Origin of the sequence: Mesorhizobium sp. M0701, from assembly GCF_040320365.1 — a bacterium.
In the GTDB taxonomy this organism is placed as follows: Bacteria; Pseudomonadota; Alphaproteobacteria; order Rhizobiales; family Rhizobiaceae; genus Mesorhizobium.
Map to the genome: position 1 here is coordinate 1 of NZ_JAMYPO010000044.1, position 16,613 is coordinate 16,613.

Annotated in this window: 16 protein-coding genes and 1 pseudogene; 11 read left to right on the top strand and 6 right to left on the bottom strand. The window is 63.5% G+C overall.

The genetic code is table 11. From position 1 onward, the window contains the following. Nucleotides 1–102 precede the first annotated feature (102 nt). Nucleotides 103–699 (top strand): annotated as a pseudogene (locus NKI24_RS29005) (sugar-binding transcriptional regulator); the annotation flags it as partial. A 75-nt stretch (nucleotides 700–774) separates the two neighbouring features. On the opposite strand, the gene NKI24_RS29010 reads toward NKI24_RS29005, so the two are convergent. Beyond that, nucleotides 775–960, bottom strand: a complete 186-nt coding sequence (locus NKI24_RS29010; protein ID WP_254815832.1) for a hypothetical protein — start codon at nucleotides 958–960, stop codon at nucleotides 775–777. A 110-nt stretch (nucleotides 961–1,070) separates the two neighbouring features. On the opposite strand from NKI24_RS29010, the gene gcvA reads away from it, so the two are divergent. From gcvA to NKI24_RS29055, 9 genes are all read left to right on the top strand, one after another. Beyond that, a complete protein-coding gene (gcvA, locus tag NKI24_RS29015) occupies nucleotides 1,071–1,982 on the top strand; it encodes a transcriptional regulator GcvA (RefSeq protein ID WP_292662413.1) in 912 nt (303 codons plus the stop codon). 214 nt (nucleotides 1,983–2,196) lie between these two features. Beyond that, nucleotides 2,197–3,507 (top strand): ABC transporter substrate-binding protein, encoded by a 1,311-nt coding sequence (locus NKI24_RS29020; RefSeq protein ID WP_023676994.1) that lies wholly within the window; start codon nucleotides 2,197–2,199, stop codon nucleotides 3,505–3,507. A gap of 114 nt (nucleotides 3,508–3,621) precedes the next feature. After that, nucleotides 3,622–4,494, top strand: coding sequence for a carbohydrate ABC transporter permease (locus NKI24_RS29025; protein WP_023676993.1), 873 nt, complete (start codon nucleotides 3,622–3,624; stop codon nucleotides 4,492–4,494). An 11-nt stretch (nucleotides 4,495–4,505) separates the two neighbouring features. Then, nucleotides 4,506–5,330, top strand: coding sequence for a carbohydrate ABC transporter permease (locus tag NKI24_RS29030; protein ID WP_023676992.1), 825 nt, complete (start codon nucleotides 4,506–4,508; stop codon nucleotides 5,328–5,330). A gap of 50 nt (nucleotides 5,331–5,380) precedes the next feature. Further along, nucleotides 5,381–6,385 (top strand): ABC transporter ATP-binding protein, encoded by a 1,005-nt coding sequence (locus tag NKI24_RS29035; RefSeq protein WP_023676991.1) that lies wholly within the window; start codon nucleotides 5,381–5,383, stop codon nucleotides 6,383–6,385. After that, entirely contained in the window at nucleotides 6,382–7,152 is a 771-nt protein-coding gene (locus tag NKI24_RS29040; protein WP_352701857.1) for an L-iditol 2-dehydrogenase, read from the top strand. Before NKI24_RS29035 ends, NKI24_RS29040 begins: the two co-directional genes overlap by 4 nt. Before the next feature lie 71 nt (nucleotides 7,153–7,223). Beyond that, entirely contained in the window at nucleotides 7,224–8,702 is a 1,479-nt protein-coding gene (locus NKI24_RS29045; protein ID WP_352701855.1) for a mannitol dehydrogenase family protein, read from the top strand. A gap of 15 nt (nucleotides 8,703–8,717) precedes the next feature. After that, nucleotides 8,718–9,401, top strand: coding sequence for an HAD family hydrolase (locus NKI24_RS29050; RefSeq protein ID WP_352750072.1), 684 nt, complete (start codon nucleotides 8,718–8,720; stop codon nucleotides 9,399–9,401). Beyond that, on the top strand, nucleotides 9,398–10,984 hold the full coding sequence (locus NKI24_RS29055; protein WP_352750073.1) for an FGGY-family carbohydrate kinase: 1,587 nt from the start codon (nucleotides 9,398–9,400) through the stop codon (nucleotides 10,982–10,984). Before NKI24_RS29050 ends, NKI24_RS29055 begins: the two co-directional genes overlap by 4 nt. A 14-nt stretch (nucleotides 10,985–10,998) precedes the next feature. Here NKI24_RS29055 and NKI24_RS29060 read toward each other — a convergent pair whose 3' ends face one another. Beyond that, nucleotides 10,999–11,580, bottom strand: coding sequence for a histidine phosphatase family protein (locus tag NKI24_RS29060; protein WP_352750093.1), 582 nt, complete (start codon nucleotides 11,578–11,580; stop codon nucleotides 10,999–11,001). Between the two features lie 233 nt (nucleotides 11,581–11,813). On the opposite strand from NKI24_RS29060, the gene NKI24_RS29065 reads away from it, so the two are divergent. Beyond that, on the top strand, nucleotides 11,814–13,217 hold the full coding sequence (locus NKI24_RS29065; protein ID WP_352750074.1) for an MATE family efflux transporter: 1,404 nt from the start codon (nucleotides 11,814–11,816) through the stop codon (nucleotides 13,215–13,217). 16 nt (nucleotides 13,218–13,233) lie between these two features. On the opposite strand, the gene NKI24_RS29070 is transcribed toward NKI24_RS29065, so the two are convergent. The 4 genes from NKI24_RS29070 to speB all read right to left on the bottom strand — a co-directional run bounded on the left by NKI24_RS29070 (nucleotide 13,234) and on the right by speB (nucleotide 16,566). Beyond that, on the bottom strand, nucleotides 13,234–13,881 hold the full coding sequence (locus tag NKI24_RS29070) for an amino acid ABC transporter permease (protein ID WP_023722520.1): 648 nt from the start codon (nucleotides 13,879–13,881) through the stop codon (nucleotides 13,234–13,236). Beyond that, nucleotides 13,878–14,546, bottom strand: a complete 669-nt coding sequence (locus NKI24_RS29075) for an amino acid ABC transporter permease (RefSeq protein ID WP_352449472.1) — start codon at nucleotides 14,544–14,546, stop codon at nucleotides 13,878–13,880. The genes NKI24_RS29070 and NKI24_RS29075 overlap by 4 nt, the downstream gene beginning before the upstream one ends. Before the next feature lie 6 nt (nucleotides 14,547–14,552). Next, a complete protein-coding gene (locus tag NKI24_RS29080) occupies nucleotides 14,553–15,374 on the bottom strand; it encodes a transporter substrate-binding domain-containing protein (RefSeq protein WP_352449471.1) in 822 nt (273 codons plus the stop codon). A 130-nt stretch (nucleotides 15,375–15,504) separates the two neighbouring features. After that, complete coding sequence (speB, locus tag NKI24_RS29085) at nucleotides 15,505–16,566, bottom strand: agmatinase (RefSeq protein WP_352449470.1); 1,062 nt, start codon at nucleotides 16,564–16,566, stop codon at nucleotides 15,505–15,507. Nucleotides 16,567–16,613: the final 47 nt, after the last annotated feature.

Sequence of the window (16,613 nt, forward strand, 5' to 3'; positions counted from 1 at the left end):
CGCCCCCCTTCTGCGCCCCCCCCCGCCAGGGGCGGCCGCTTGGGGGGGGCGGCGTATTTCAACGGGCGGGGGGGGGCCGGGGGCCCGAGCGCCTGGGCGTGGGCCCCCGGCCGCACGCTGAAGGCCGCGATCGAGCAACTGCCGCCGATGGAATGCCCGCAGCACAAAGTGGTGTCGCTGACCGGCAACATCTCGCCGGACGGCTCGGCGGCCTTCTACAACGTCATCTTCACCATGGCCGACAGGGTCAAGGCGCGTTCGTTTCCGATGCCTTTGCCGGTCATCGCTTCCTCGCCCGAGGAGCGCGAGATGCTGCTCAGCCAGCCGATGATCCAGCCGACGCTGGCGCTTGCGGCCGAGGCCGACGTCACCTTTGTCGGCATCGGCGATCTCGGCCCGAAGGCGCCGCTTTACGAGGACGGCTTCATTTCGGAGGGTGAATTAAAGGCGCTGCAGAAGGCCGGCGGCGTCGCCGAGATCGTCGGCTGGGTATTCGATCCTGACGGCCGCATGATCGAGGGCATCACCAATGATCGAGTGTCGTCGGCACCGCTGCCGTCGCGCGAAAAATCGCTGGTGATCGCGCTTGCCATGGGCGACCGCAAGCTGCCGGGCATCTTCGCCGCCGTCAACCGGCGGCTGGTCAACGGCCTCATCACCGATGAGCGGACCGCCGCCGCCTTGCTGGCGGGCGCATGATCTCCGAGCCGCTGGTGGTCGGAAACGATCATGTGAAATCGAAACGCATCTGAATCCCCGATAAGACGAGCGTCACTACTGGTGCCGGCCGCAAGGATCGTTGCCGTCGAGAAAGCCCATGTCGCGCTGCAGATGCGGCGGCAGCTCCCGGACGTCGAGATAGGCCCGTTTCCGCGCCGCGTGCCTTGCCAATCCCCGCGCCAACCGTGAAAACCAGCCATGGGCTGGAGCAAGAAGCAGCTTTTCCTGTATTGTGGTCATGATCGTCAGCCTTCGCTATCTCTAGGCGTAATTGATCTTCAATACGAAATATCGGTAGGACCGGCCGGTGCCGCCAATCAAACGTCGATCACTGCCCATAAGGAGGGCTTATGCCGGAGCTCAATTCACGACAGCTGGTTTCGCAGCTTCCTCCGCTTCAGGCGATCCGGGTGTTCGAGGCGGTGGCGCGGCATCTCTCGTTCACCAAGGCCGCCCAGGAGCTTGGCATGACGCAGGCGGCGGCAAGCTATCAGATCAAGCTTCTGGAGGAGCGCATCGGCGCGCCCCTGTTCTTGCGCCAGCCAAAACAGATCGTGCTGACCGAACCCGGCCAGCGCCTGGCGCCCGCGGTCAGCGAGGCGTTCGCGCTGTTGAGCGGCGCCTATGCCGCCGCGCGCACCGGCGCCGACGGCGTGCTTTGCGTTTCGACGCTGCTGACATTTGCCTCCAATTGGCTGGCGCAGCATCTCGGTTCGTTCCAGGTCGCGCATCCGTCGCTGGCGGTGCGCGTCGATACTTCGAACAGGGTTGTCGACTTTGCCAGAGAGGATATCGACATCGCCATCCGCTCCGGCGGCGGCAACTGGCCGGGCGTCGAGACCCATATGCTTTTCAGGGCCGATTTCACGCCGGTCCTTAGTCCAAAGCTCGCGGCAAGCATCGGCGGCGTCAAGGAGCCGGCCGACCTGCTGCGGCTGCCGATCCTCGACCCGGGTGACATCTGGTGGCGGGACTGGTTTGCCGCCGCCGGCCTGCCGGTCGAGGAGCTGGCCAAGCGTCCCGGCACCAGCATGGGCGCGCAGGCCTACGAGGCCAATGCCGCGATTGCCGGCCACGGCGTGGCGATCGTTACCAAGGCGCTGTTCAAGACCGAACTTGCCGACGGCCGCCTGATCCAGCCCTTTGATCTGGTCGGTGACGACGGCCACGCCTATTGGCTGGTCTATCCGACGGCACGACGCAACGTGCCGAAGATCCGCGCCTTCCGCGATTGGATCCTGAGCGAGATCGCTTGCCAGTAGGCTGAATCCCAGCGAGCCCGATAGCAAAGCGCCGGGCCCAATCAGCCCGGCCGAATCCTTCGTCAGACATGCCGCAAACGTCCCAGGCTTGCCGCTGCACGAGACCCGGCGTGCTGCGCTGCAGCAACGAATCCGTCTTGACATAATTCATCGCAAGTGAGTAATTGCTCACAGCCAAGGCAAATGCTCATCTTGGTTTATGGGAGGAATTTTGATGAAACTTCGCACGTTCACCCTAGGCCTGTTCTCGGCCAGCGCCCTCGCTTTCGCCGCGCATGCCGAATCCATCACCATCGCCACGGTCAACAATGGCGACATGGTCCGCATGCAGAAGCTGACCGACGACTTCACCGCCAAAAATCCCGACATTCAGCTGCAGTGGGTCACGCTCGAGGAAAACGTCCTGCGCGAGCGCGTCACCACCGACATCGCCACCAAGGGTGGCCAGTACGACGTGATGACCATCGGCACCTATGAAGTGCCGATCTGGGCCAAGCAGAACTGGCTTTTGCCGCTCGACAAGCTCGGCGACGATTACGACGTCAAGGATATCATCCCGGCCATAGCCGGCGGCCTGTCGGTCGACGGCAAGCTCTACGCCGCCCCGTTCTACGGCGAAAGCTCCTTCGTCATGTACCGCAAGGACCTGATGGAAAAGGCCGGGCTCAAGATGCCCGATGCACCGACCTGGGACTTCATCAAGCAGGCCGCCGACAAGATGACCGACCGCGCCAACGGCGTGAACGGCGTCTGCCTGCGCGGCAAGGCCGGCTGGGGCGAGAACATGGCCTTCCTGACCGCCATGTCGAACTCGTTCGGCGCGCGCTGGTTCGACGAGAACTGGAAGCCGCAATTCGACCAGCCCGAATGGAAGAACACGCTGCAGTTCTATGTCGACCTGATGAAGGCCGACGGCCCCGAGGGCGCGTCGTCCAACGGCTTCAACGAAAACCTGGCGCTGTTCCAGCAGGGCAAATGCGGCATGTGGATCGACGCTACCGTCGCTGCCTCCTTCGTTTCCGACCCGAAGAACTCCACCGTCGCCGACAAGGTCGGCTATGCGCTGGCGCCGGACAACGGCCTCGGCAAGCGCGGCAATTGGCTGTGGGCATGGTCGCTAGCCATCCCCGCCGGCACGCAGAAGGCCGACGCCGCTCAAAAGTTCGTATCCTGGGCAACCAGCAAGCACTATGCCGAGCTCGTCGCCTCGAAGGAAGGCTGGGCCAACGTTCCGCCGGGAACGCGCTCGTCGCTCTATGCCAATCCCGAATACCAGAAGGCAGCACCTTTCGCCAAGATGACGCTGGACTCGATCAACTCCGCCGATCCGACGCACCCGACCGTCAAGCCGGTGCCTTATGTCGGCGTCCAGTTCGTCGCCATTCCTGAGTTCCAGGGTCTCGGCACCACCGTCGGCCAGCTCTTCTCGGCGGCACTTGCCGGCCAGTCGAGTGTCGACGATGCCTTGAAGCAGGCGCAGGACGCCGCCACCGCGACGATGACCGAGGGCGGTTACATCAAGTAAGCTCCTCCCGGTGCCGGTTGCCAATGGCGACCGGCAACGGCCGCCCGAATCCCAGTTCGGGCGGCCAGCTTTCACACCGCTGAAAAACTTGGCCGACCTCGAAGGGTGACCGTCATGGCTACTCAGCAGACCCGTTCGCTTGCCCGTTTCATGATGGCGCCATCCGTGGTGCTGCTGCTGGTCTGGATGATTGTGCCGCTGGCATTCACGCTGTGGTTTTCCTTCCAGCAATACAACCCGCTCAATCCGATGCGCGACGGCTTCGTCGGGTTTTCGAACTACGCGCTGTTCTATTCCAACCCGGCATTCCTGCAGTCGATCCTCAACACGCTCACCATCGTCGTCAGCGTGCTTTTGATCACGGTGATCGGCGGTATTCTGCTCGCCCTTCTGCTCGATCAGCCGATGTGGGGACAGGGCATCGTCCGCATCCTTGTCATCTCGCCGTTCTTCGTCATGCCACCGGTGGCAGCACTGGTCTGGAAGAACATGATCATGCATCCGCAGTACGGGGTTTTCGCCGATATTGCGCGCTTCTTCGGCGGGCAGCCGATCGATTGGTTCGGGCAGCACCCGCTCCTGGCGATCATCATCATCGTTGCCTGGCAATGGCTGCCGTTTGCTACGCTGATCCTGTTGACCGCGCTTCAGTCGCTCGACGTCGAGCAGAAGGAAGCCGCCGAAATGGACGGCGCCGGCTTCATCAGCCGCTTCATCTATTTGACGCTGCCTCATATGTCGCGCGCCATAACCGTCGTCATCCTGATCCAGACGATCTTCCTGCTGTCGGTCTATGCCGAGATCCTCGTCACCACCAATGGCGGCCCGGGTTACGCCTCCACCAACCTGCCCTTCCTCGTCTATCAGAAGGCATTGCTGGAGTTCAAAATCGGCCAGGCGTCCGCCGGCGGTATCATTGCCGTCATTCTCGCCAACATCGTTGCCTTCTTCGCCATGCGCGCTGTCGGCAAGAACCTGGATAAATAAGGGAGGATAAGATGGCACGTGCAGTCACCACCCAGCACAAGACGATTGCGACCGCGGCCGCCTGGATCGTTGCGCTGCTGATCTTCTTCCCGATCCTCTATACGATCATCACCTCGTTCAAGTCGGAGCAGGAGGCTATCCAGGGCTTCAACCTGTTCCCGTCGGGAACCACGGAGAGCTATTCCGAGGTCCAGGCGCAGAACGGCTATTTCAAATTCTTCCTGAACTCGGTGTTCCTGTCGGTCGGCTCGACCATCCTGGCTCTGCTCGTCGCCATACCGGCGGCGTGGTCGATGGCGTTTTCGCCGGGCAAACGCACCAAGGACATTCTGATGTGGATGCTTTCCACCAAGATGATGCCGGCCGTCGCCGTGCTGTTTCCGATCTATCTGATCTTCCGCGATACCGGTCTGCTCGACAGCCGCATCGGCCTGATGGTCATGCTGATGCTGATCAACCTGCCGATCGTGGTCTGGATGCTTTACACCTATTTTCGCGAGATCCCGGGCGAGATCCTGGAAGCGGCGCGCATGGACGGCGCATCGCTCTGGAACGAGATCATCTACGTGCTGACCCCGATGGCGGTCCCCGGCATCGCCTCGACCATGCTGCTCAACATCATTCTCGCCTGGAACGAGGCGTTCTGGACGATCCGGCTGACCACCACCGAGGCCGCGCCGCTCACCGCTTTCATCAGCTCCTTCTCCAGCCCGCAGGGGCTGTTCTGGGCCAAGCTTTCGGCCGCCTCGACGCTGGCGATCGCGCCGATACTGATCATGGGCTGGTTCAGCCAGAAGCAGCTGGTCCGAGGCCTGACATTCGGCGCGGTAAAGTAGCGGGCATCGCCTGACGCAAAACGAAAGATAGCCCTTCGGGGGAGGAAACCATGGGAAACATCACGCTCAAGAACGTCTCCAAATCCTTCGGGGCGACGTCCATCATCCCCGGCCTCGATCTGGTCATCGAGGACGGAGAGTTCGTCGTCTTCGTCGGCCCGTCGGGCTGCGGCAAATCCACCCTGTTGCGTCTGATCGCCGGTCTCGAGGATACCAGCGGCGGCACCATCATCATCGATGGTCGCGACGTCACCGGCGAGGCGCCGGCCAAGCGCAAGCTGGCTATGGTGTTCCAGTCCTATGCGCTCTACCCGCACATGACAGTGGCCAAGAACATCGCCTTCCCGCTGAAGATGGCGGGCGAGGACCAGGCGACCATCGACAAGAAGGTGAAGGACGCCGCGCGGATCCTGAACCTCACCAACTACCTCGACCGCCGCCCCGGCCAGCTCTCCGGCGGCCAGCGGCAGCGCGTCGCCATCGGCCGCGCCATCGTGCGCCAGCCGTCGGCCTTCCTGTTCGACGAGCCTTTGTCTAATCTCGACGCGGCGCTGCGCGGCACCATGCGGCTGGAGATCAGCGAACTGCATCACCAGCTCAAGACAACCATGGTCTACGTCACCCACGACCAGATCGAGGCGATGACCATGGCCGACAAGATCGTCGTGCTCAATGCCGGCAATATCGAGCAGGTCGGCTCGCCGATGGAGCTCTATAAGACGCCGAAGAACCTGTTCGTCGCCGGCTTCATAGGTTCGCCGAAGATGAACCTGATCGAAGGCGCGCCGGCCGCCAAATATGGCGCCAAGACAGTCGGCATCCGCCCGGAGCATATGAACATTTCGAAGACGTCAGGCGACTGGAAGGCGACGGTCGGGGTTGCCGAGCATCTCGGCTCCGACACGTTTTTGCACGTCCAGGCGGATGGTGTCGGGCAGCTGACGGTGCGTGCCGACGGCGAGTTGGCCGCCCATCACGGCGACACGATCTACCTGACGCCGGAAAAGGCCAAGCTGCATCGTTTCGGCGCCGACGGGAAGGCGATGCTGCAATGAGGCTCCGGGGTAAATCGGCGCTGATTACCGGATCGGCGCGCGGCATCGGCAGGGCGTTTGCCGAAGCCTACATGCGCGAAGGGGCGACGGTCGCGATTGGCGATATCAATCTCGAAGCCGCCGAGAAGACGGCTTCGGAAATCGGCCGCAACGCCTACGCGGTAAAGCTCGACGTCACCGATCTCGCGTCTATCGATGAGGCCGTCAAGGCGGTCGAAGCCAGGGCCGGCGGCCTGGATATCTTGATCAACAACGCTGCTTTGTTCGACCTGGCGCCGATCGTCGAGATCACCAAGACAAGCTACGACAAATTGTTTTCGGTCAACGTCGCCGGCACGCTGTTTACGTTGCAGGCCGCCGCCCGTTCGATGATTGCCCGGGGCAAGGGCGGCAAGATCATCAACATGGCAAGCCAGGCCGGGCGGCGCGGCGAGGCGCTGGTCGCCGTCTACTGCGCCACCAAGGCGGCGGTCATCTCGCTCACCCAGTCGGCAGGGCTCGACCTGATCAAACATCGCATCAACGTCAATGCCATCGCCCCGGGTGTCGTCGACGGCGAGCATTGGGACCATGTCGATGCCTTGTTCGCCAAGTTCGAGAACCGGCCGAGGGGCGAGAAGAAGAGGCTGGTCGGCGAAGCCGTGCCTTATGGCCGCATGGGCACGGCGCAAGACCTCACCGGCATGGCGGTGTTCCTGGCCAGCGATGAGGCCGAGTACATCGTCGCCCAGACCTACAATGTCGATGGCGGCCAGTGGATGAGTTGAGGGGGCGAAGGCGCTCTTCCCCCCGTCTCCTCCACGGGGGGAAGAGCCGTCCCGCTAAAGGGTAAAAGCAGATGACCGTGAAACTCTCTTCTTCCATCCTCGCCAAGCTGCCGCCCAAGGTCGCCGGCCCGAAATATGATCGCGCCGCGCTCAAGGCCGGGATCGTGCATTTCGGCGTCGGCAATTTCCATCGCTCGCACCAGGCCGTCTATCTCGACGACCTGTTCAATTCGGGTGTCGGCCACGACTGGGCCATTGTTGGCGCCGGCGTCTTCGAGGGCGAGAAGGTCGGCCGCGGCAAGTTGCAGGAGCAGGACTGGCTGACCACCGTGGTCGAGCAGGACAGCGGCCATATGAGCGCGCGCGTCACCGGCGTCATGATCGACTTCCTGGTGCCGGGCGATGCGGCCGCAATCGTCGAGCGGCTTGCCGATCCGGCGATCAAGATCGTCTCCCTGACCATTACCGAGGGCGGATATTTCATCGATCCGGCATCCGGCGTCTTCAATCCGACACATCCCGACATCGTTGCCGACGCTGAGCCGGGGGCGACCCCGAAGACCGTCTTCGGCCTCGTCCTCGCCGGGCTGCTGCGCCGCCGCGCCGACGGTATCGTGCCCTTCACAATTATGTCCTGCGACAACATCCCCCATAACGGCCACGTCACCTCAGATGGCGTCATCGGCCTTGCGCGGCTGATCGACGAAGGTTTGGCAAACTGGGTGAGCGAGAACGTTGCCTTTCCCAATGGCATGGTCGACCGCATCACGCCGGCCACCACCGACCGCGAGCGCGGCATTCTCTCCAGCGAGTTCGGCCTCGACGACAATTGGCCGGTGTTTTGCGAACCGTTCAAGCAATGGGTGCTGGAGGACCGTTTCACCGACGGCCGCCCGCCGCTGGAAAAGGTCGGCGTGCAGTTCGTCAGCGACGTCGCGCCCTATGAGCTGATGAAGATCCGCATCCTCAATGGCGGCCATGCGACCATCGCCTATCCGGCCGGGCTGATGGACATCCATTTCGTCCATGAGGCGATGCAGGAGCCGCTGGTACGCGGCTTCCTCGACAAGCTCGAGCATGACGAAATCATCCCGACCGTGCCGCCGGTTCCGGACACCGACCTCGAAGATTACTACCAGCTCATCGAGCACCGCTTCTCCAATCCGAAGATCGGCGACACCATACGCCGGCTTTGCCTCGACGGCTCCAACCGCCAGCCGAAATTCATCATCCCGACCATCGCCGACCGGCTGAAGGCTGGCAAAAGTGTCACCGGCCTTGCGCTGGAATCGGCGCTCTGGTGTCGCTACTGCTTCGGCACGACGGATTCCGGTGCCGTCACCGAGCCCAACGACCCGAACTGGGGCCGGTTGCAGGCGACGGCCAAGGCGGCCAGGGACATGCCTGCCGCCTGGCTTGCCATGGAGGACATCTATGGCGATGTCGGCCGCTCGCCGCCGTTCGCTGAAGCCTTCGGCCAAGCGCTGAGACTGCTGTGGACGGACGGCGCGCGCGCGACACTGACGCGCTATCTCGCCGGCGACCTCTGAAGCCGATCCAGCGCGATGACGCCTGAACTGGTCATTTTCGACTGTGACGGCGTGCTGGTGGACAGTGAGATGCTGTCCGTCTCGGCATTGCTGGAGATGATCGCGCTTGCCGGCGGCAACGTCAGCGAGGACATTGCCTACGAGCACTTCCTCGGCAAGAGCATGAAGAGCGTCCGCGAAATCCTCGCAAGCGACTTCGGGCTCGATCTCACCGACCAGCATCTGACCGAGATGCGCTCCGAACTGATGCGCAGATTCCGCGAGGAGCTGAAACCGATGCCAGGTATCGCACAGGTCCTGCCGAGGCTCGGCGTACCGTGCTGCGTCGCCTCCTCCGGCACCCTGGAACGCATCCGCTATGCGCTCGCCGTCACCGGGTTGCTTGGGCTGCTGGAGCCGCATTTGTTCAGCGCCGCCATGGTGGCGCGGGGCAAACCGGCGCCCGATCTCTTTCTCCATGCAGCAGATAAAATGAGAGCGGCCCCGGGAAACTGCCTCGTCGTCGAGGACAGCCCGGCCGGCATCGAAGCGGCGCGGGCGGCCGGCATGCGCGTCCTTGCCTTCACCGGCGGCTCGCACACCGGCAACCCGGCATTGAAAGCGCGGCTTGCGTCGAGTGAGCCGGACTTTATATTCGCTGACATGCTGCAATTGCCCGATCTGATTGCAGGCCTGGGAGCGAGAGCAAGAACACCTTGACCAACAGTTTCGTTTGCGCGGTCGATGTCGGCACCGGAAGCGCTCGTGCCGGCATTCTCGACACCGGTGGCGCCTTGCTCGGCCGCGCCGAGCACCCGATCGCCATGCAACAGCCGAAGGCCGACCATGCCGAGCACGATTCGCAGGATATATGGTCGGCGGTGTGCATGGCCGTCCGCGCTGCCCGCGAAAAGGCGGGCGTGCGGGCCGAGGATATCGTCGGCATCTCCTTTGATGCCACCTGCTCGCTGGTGGTGCGAGACCGGCATGGCGGCCAGCTCAGCGTGTCCGTCACTGGTGAAAGGCGCTGGGACACCATTGTCTGGCTCGACCATCGCGCAATTGCCGAGGCCGACGAATGCACTGAAAGCGGCCACGCTGTGCTCGACTATATCGGCGGCGTCATGTCGCCGGAAATGGAGACGCCGAAGCTGATGTGGCTGAAGCGCAACCTGCCCGGAACATGGAACGAAGCCGGCTATCTATTCGACCTCACCGACTTTCTCACCTGGAAGGCAAGCGGCTCGCTCTCCCGTTCACAATGCACGCTAACCGCCAAATGGACCTATCTAGCCCATGAAGCAACCGGCTGGCGGGGCGACTTCTTCGAAGCAGTCGGGCTCGGCGATATCTTTGAGCACGGCAACCTGCCGGAAAAGGCAAGCCCGGTCGGTGCCGATATCGGCCCGCTCGGCGCGCAAGCGGCGACGGAGCTTGGCCTCACCGAAAAATGCCGGGTCGGCGCCGGCGTCATCGATGCCTATGCCGGCGCGCTTGGCGTGCTCGGCGGTTTCGCCGGTGACGCGACGAACATCGGCCGCCATCTGGCCCTGATTGCCGGTACGTCGAGTTGCGTCATGGCGATGTCGCCCGATCCGCAGCCTTTCGCCGGTGTCTGGGGCCCATATTATGGCGCAGGCCTTCCCGGCCTGTGGCTGTCGGAAGGTGGCCAGTCGGCCACCGGCGCGCTGCTCGACCACATCATCCGCTGGCATGGCGCCGGCGGCGAGCCGGATGCCGCCATGCATGCCAGGATTGCCCACCGCGTCGCCGAGCTGCGCGCCGCCGAGGGCGACAACATCGCCGCAAGGCTGCACGTACTGCCCGATTTTCACGGCAACCGCTCGCCGCTCGCCGACCCGCATGCCGTCGGCGTCATCAGCGGGCTGACGCTGGATGCCTCCTTCGACAGTCTGTGCAAGCTCTACTGGCGCACCGCCGTCAGCATCGCGCTTGGCGTCCGTCATGTGCTGGAAGCGCTGAACGAGAACGGCTATCTGATCGACACGCTGCACGTCACCGGTGGCCACACCAAGAACCCGCTGTTGATGGAGCTCTATGCCGATGCCACCGGCTGCACGGTGGTCGAGCCGCTGGCGGACGAGGCGGTGCTGCTCGGCACCGGCATGATTGCCGCCACCGCGGCCAGGCTTTTTCCCGATTTGAACGCTGCCTGCGTCGCCATGCAACAGGGCGGCAGGACGCGAGGGCCCAATCCGGCTGCCGCCGGCCGGTTCGATCGCGACTACCGCGTGTTTCTCGAAATGCACAGGCAAAGGCAGGCGCTGGACGCGATCCGATAAATCGGGATCGGTTGCTATCTCTGGTTCCAGCGCCGGATGACCGGCTCGTCAAGGTCGTGCTCATAACCGAGCACGCTTATGCTGGCGGTATCCAGCACGAAAAACGCGCCGGCTTGCGGCGGCAGGCCGAGCCAGCGTGCGGCCAGCACCCTAAGGAAATGCGAGCTTGAGAAGACCAGGACATTGCTGCCGACCTCGCGCAACTGGCTGACGATCCGGTCCGCCCTCGAGCCGACATCCGTGGCGGACTCGCCGCTCGGGCAGCCGTCGCGAAAGAGACGCCAGCCGGGGCGCTCGGCGAGGATTTGCTTGGTGGTCAATCCCTCATAGGCACCATAATCCCACTCCGCCAGATCGTCCTTCTTCACGCTTGACGAGCCGAAGCCGGCCAGCGCACAGGTGTTGAAGGCGCGCTGCGACGGGCTCGACCACACCGCGGAGAAGGACAGGCCCTTGAGCCGCTCAGCGATCCGCCTTGCCGCTTCCTCGCCGGCCGGCGTCAGCGGTATGTCGGTTCGGCCGGTATGTTTTCCGGACGCACTCCATTCCGTCTCGCCATGCCGAACCAGATAGATTTCGGGAAACGCGCTCATCAGGCTGCCTTTCAAATGGATCTGCCGCGACCATAGCGGCTTCCATAGCCTCTCCAATAGCCTACATTGAACCGACTGGCTTAACCCTTCCGCAAGTCAGCCTCTTGCCACCGGTGCCCATTTGATAGACAAACCCGTCGTAATGCGGAATCCGGCCGGTCTTGGCCATTTTCCGCGCTGAGACGCGGCTTCCGGCTCTTGCCGACGTGCCGCAATCGGATAGGCGGAAAACTAGAATGTCTGCGATCGAAGCCGACGCTCGCGCGCCGGAAAACCTTTGGCGTCGGGAAATCAGGGCGATGCTGGCGCTCGCCTGGCCGATGGTGCTGACCAATCTCGGCCAGACCGCGATGACCGCTACCGACGTCATGATGATGGGGCGGCTGGGGCCGGACACGCTGGCCAGCGGTGCGCTTGGTGCCAACCTCTACTTCATGCCGCTCATCTTCGGGCTCGGCCTGATGCTGGCGACCTCGCCGATGATGGCGACCGAGCTCGGCCGTCGCCGGCACTCGGTGCGCGACCTGCGCCGCACCGTGCGCCAGGGTCTGTGGCTGGCGATCCTCATTTGCATTCCGATATGGGCCCTTCTCTGGCACGGCGAGAGCGTGTTGCTGGCCATGGGTCAGGAACCGGCGCTGGCGCACCAGGCCGGCATCTATCTGCGCTGGCTCGAATGGGCGGTGCTGCCCTTTTTCGGCTACATCGTCCTGCGCTCGTTCATTTCGGCGCTGGAGCGGCCGGGCTGGGCGCTGATCATTGTCTTCGTTGCCGTCGCCTGCAACGCCTTCTTCAACTGGCTGTTCATGTTCGGCAATCTCGGCATCCAATCGATGGGCATCGCCGGCTCCGGCCTCGCCACCACTCTGTCCAGCACGTTGATGTTCGCCGGCATGGCGGCGGTGGTGATGCTTGAGACGAAATTCCGGCGCTATCGTCTGTTCGGACGCTTCTGGCGCGCCGATTGGCCGCGCTTCAAGGGCCTGCTGCGGCTCGGTCTGCCGATCGCGGGCCTGCTGGCGTTCGAGGTGACGATCTTCAACGCGGCGGCCTTTCTCATGGGCCTGATCGATGCGGCTTCGCTTGCCGCCCATGCGATCGCCATCCAGATCGCCTCGATCACCTTCATGGTGCCGCTCGGCCTCAACCAGGCGGTGACGGTGCGCGTCGGACTTGCCCACGGCGCCGGCAATCCGGAAGGTGTCAGCCGGGCTGGCTGGACCGCCTATGTCGTCGGTGTCTCCTTCATGGCGCTGATGGGGCTAGTGATGATCCTGTGGCCGCATCTCTTGATCGGCGCCTTCATCGATCTGGGCAATCCGGCTAATGCCGAGGTGGTGGCGCTTGCCGCGTCGTTCCTCGCCTTTGCCGCGCTGTTCCAGGTTTTTGACGGTGCGCAGGCGGTCGCCAGCGGCATGCTGCGCGGCCTGCACGACACCAAGGTGCCGATGATCTATGCCGCGATCGGCTATTGGGGCATCGGGCTGCCGCTCGGCGTGCTGCTGGCCTTTCGTTTCGGCTTCAACGGCGTCGGCATCTGGATCGGCCTGTCGTCGGGACTGGCGGTGGTTGCGGCACTCCTGCTGGTGCGCTGGCTGCGGCGTGACAGGATCGCGCCGCCGCTGGTATTCGGGCGTTGAATTGCTGGTCGCCCGCTCAGCGGGCCGCCGCCCGCTGCTCGAGCGAACGTGCGTATTGCGTCAGCGGAAAGCACATGACGAAGAAGATCAGCGCTACCAGCCCATAGACTTTGAATGGTTCGAAGGTCGCATTGTTGATCGCGTTGGATGTCCTCACCAGCTCCTCGAAACCGATGATCGACGTCAGCGCGGTCGACTTGATCAGCTGCACCAGAAAGCCGACGGTCGGTGCGCGGGTGATCGAAAACGCCTGAGGTAAGATGATCAGCCGGAGTTCCTGCAGATAGTGCAGGCCGAGGCTGGCGCCGGCGTCCCACTGGCCGCGCGGCAGTGCATCGACGCCGCCGCGCCAGATCTCGGCGAGATAGGCGCTGGCAAAGAAGGTCAGGCCAAGCACCGCCGCGGTCCACGGCTCGATGCGCAGGCCCAGCATCGGCAAGCCGAAGAACATCAGGAAGAGCTGCATCAGCAGCGGCGTGCCCTGGAAAAGCGCGATGTAGCCGGAGGCAAACCGGCGCGCCCATTTATTCTTGGCGATCCGGAAGAACAGCACGATCATGCCGACCACGGCCCCGCCGACAAAGGCGGCCAGCGACAAGAGCACCGTCCAGCGCGCCGCCAGCAGCAGGTTGCGCAGAATGTCCCAGAAGGTGAATTCGATCATGACACGCCGGCTCCGAGAAGCCGGCGCCCGCCGCCGACCAGCAGCCGGCGCAGCCCAATCGACAGGATGAGATAGACCATCGTCACGATGAAATAGGTCTCGAAAGCCCGGAACGTGCGCGCCTGCAGCATATCGGCTTCATAGGTCAGCTCGCGAACGGCGATCTGCGATACCACGGCGGATTCCAGCATCATGATGACGATCTGGCTGGTCAGCGCCGGATAGATCACCTTGAGCGCCTGCGGCAGCACGATCTTGATGAAGACCTGGCGCGGCCTGAGCCCAAGCGCCAGTGCCGCTTCCGTCTGCCCGGGCGGCACCGCGTCGAGCCCGGCGCCAACGATCTCGATCGTATAGGCGGCCATGTTGAGCGTCATCGCCAGCATGGCTGCCAGCACCGGATCGAGCCTGACGCCGATGCTGGGCAGCCCGAAGAAGATGAAGAATAGCTGCACCAGGAACGGCGTGTTGCGGATCACCTCGACATAGACGCCGATCGCCCGCTTGAGCAGGAGCGGACCGTTCCGCCGCCCTGCGGCGCCGAGGATGCTGAGCAACGTTCCCGCCAGCGTGGTCACGGCGATCAACAGGATCGTCGTGGCCGCGCCGCGCGCGATCGCCCCTGTCGCCCCGGCAAGCCAGCCGAAGTCGAGGCTATAGCTCACCGGCCATCAATCCTTGAGATTGGCGGGATCGAGCGGCGTCTTCAGCCAGGCTTTCGAGCTTTCGTCCAGCTTGCCGTCGGCCAGCATCTTGGCAACCGCGTCATTGACCGCCTGCTTCAGGCGGTCTTCCTTCTTGTTGAGGCCGATATGCGAGGGCGAGGTGAGAAGCTGGAATTTCTGCTCCGGCTTCAGTTCCTCCTGGCGGGCAAGCACCTGGGCGCCGACATCGTTGCCGACCACCATCAGCTGGGTCTGGCCCGAAATGAAGGCCTGGATGACGGAATTATAGTTGTCGAAGCGACGGATGTCGGCCGAGGCCGGTGCCGCCTCGGTCAGCGAGGTATCCTCCAGCGTGCCGCGATTGACGGCGATCGACTTGTCGGCGAGGTCTTCCTTGCCTTTGACCGCAAGAGCTGCCGGGCCGATGACGGCGATGTAATAGGGCGCGTAGGCGGCGGCGAAATCGATCACCTGCTCACGCTCCTTGGAATAGCCGACGCTCATCAGCAGGTCGACGCGCTTGTCGGTAAGGTACGGGATGCGGTTCTGGCCGGTCACGCTGACCAGATTGAGCTTGACCTTGAGCTGGTCGGCGATGAACTGCGCCACGTCGATGTCGTAGCCCTTGATGCTCATGTCGGCGCTGGCCGAGGAGAAGGGCGGGAAGTCGGAAAAGATACCGACATTGATCGCGCCTGCCTTGGTGATGTCGTCGATCGCGTCGGCATTGGCGGCCTGGGTGAAACCGAAACTGGCCGCGCCGAACATCAGCATGGCGGCGAAGGTTGATTTTAGCTTGATGTGAAGTGTCTTCATGTGAAGCGTCATTGTCATTCCCCTGCTGGAAGCTTGTTTGTTTGAGTCCGGCCGCCGGCTCCAGCGCGGCGGCCGCCTTCTCTACTGGACCATGATCTTCTCCGAAAACCGGTTCCCACTTTCCGGATCATGGTCGAGCGTGTCAGCCCGCCTTGCCGGTGATTGCCGGGCTGAAGACCATCAGGCTGAGGATCTCGAACAGCACCTGCGCGCCGGCGTGCGCCGTGTTGGTGGTCGCGTCGTACTGCGGTGCCACCTCGACGACGTCGCCGCCGACGATGTTGAGTCCCTTCAGGCCGCGCAGCAGCTCGAGCACTTCGCGCGTCGTCAGCCCGCCGACTTCCGGTGTGCCGGTGCCCGGCGCGAAGGCCGGATCGATGCTGTCAATGTCGAAGGAGACATAGGTCGGGCCGTCGCCGACTATCCTGCGCGCCTTCTCGATAATGGCGGGAATGCCGAGGCCGGTCACCTCTTCGGCATGCACGACGGTCATGCCGGACTCATAGGTGAACTCCCACAGATATTCGGCCGAGCCGCGAATGCCGATCTGGATGGTGCGGCTCGGGTCGAGCACGCCGTCCAGCACCGCGTTGCGGAACGGCCCGCCATGGTGGAACTTGGTCATGTCGAACAGGCCGCTGGTATCGCAATGAGCGTCGATATGGATCATGCCCACCGGCGCCTTCTTGCCGACCGCCTTCAGGATCGGGTGGCTGATCGAATGGTCGCCGCCGACAGACAAGGGCAGGACGCCGGCGTCGACGATCTGGTTGGTGCGGCGTTCGATGTCGTCATGGCTGGTCTCCAGCCGGTAGCGGCTCTGGAACGGCACGTCGCCGATGTCGGCGACCTTCAGCTCATGCGTCGGTGCGCATTCCAGCACATGATTGTAGGGGCCGATGCGCTCGATGGCGCGCAACGCCCTTGGCCCGAAACGGGCGCCCGGCCGGTTGGTGACGCCCAGATCCATCGGCACACCGATCATCGCCACCTGCAGATCGCCGAAATCCGGATTGTCGGCGGCGATTTCACGATAGGGCGCCGCGAGGAAGGTCGGGATGCCGGAATAGGGCGCCAGTCGCGTGCCGGTCTTGGAGAAGATCTTGTCGGCGACACGCTGGAATTTCGGGTCGAACATTTCGCCGCCATGGCTCTCGCCGTATTTGCGGCGCAACGCTTCGAGCTTGCCGCGGTCGTAACCCATGTCGGTCCTCCATGGCTGGTGCGGCGCGCGGGCGGCGGCCTCGATAG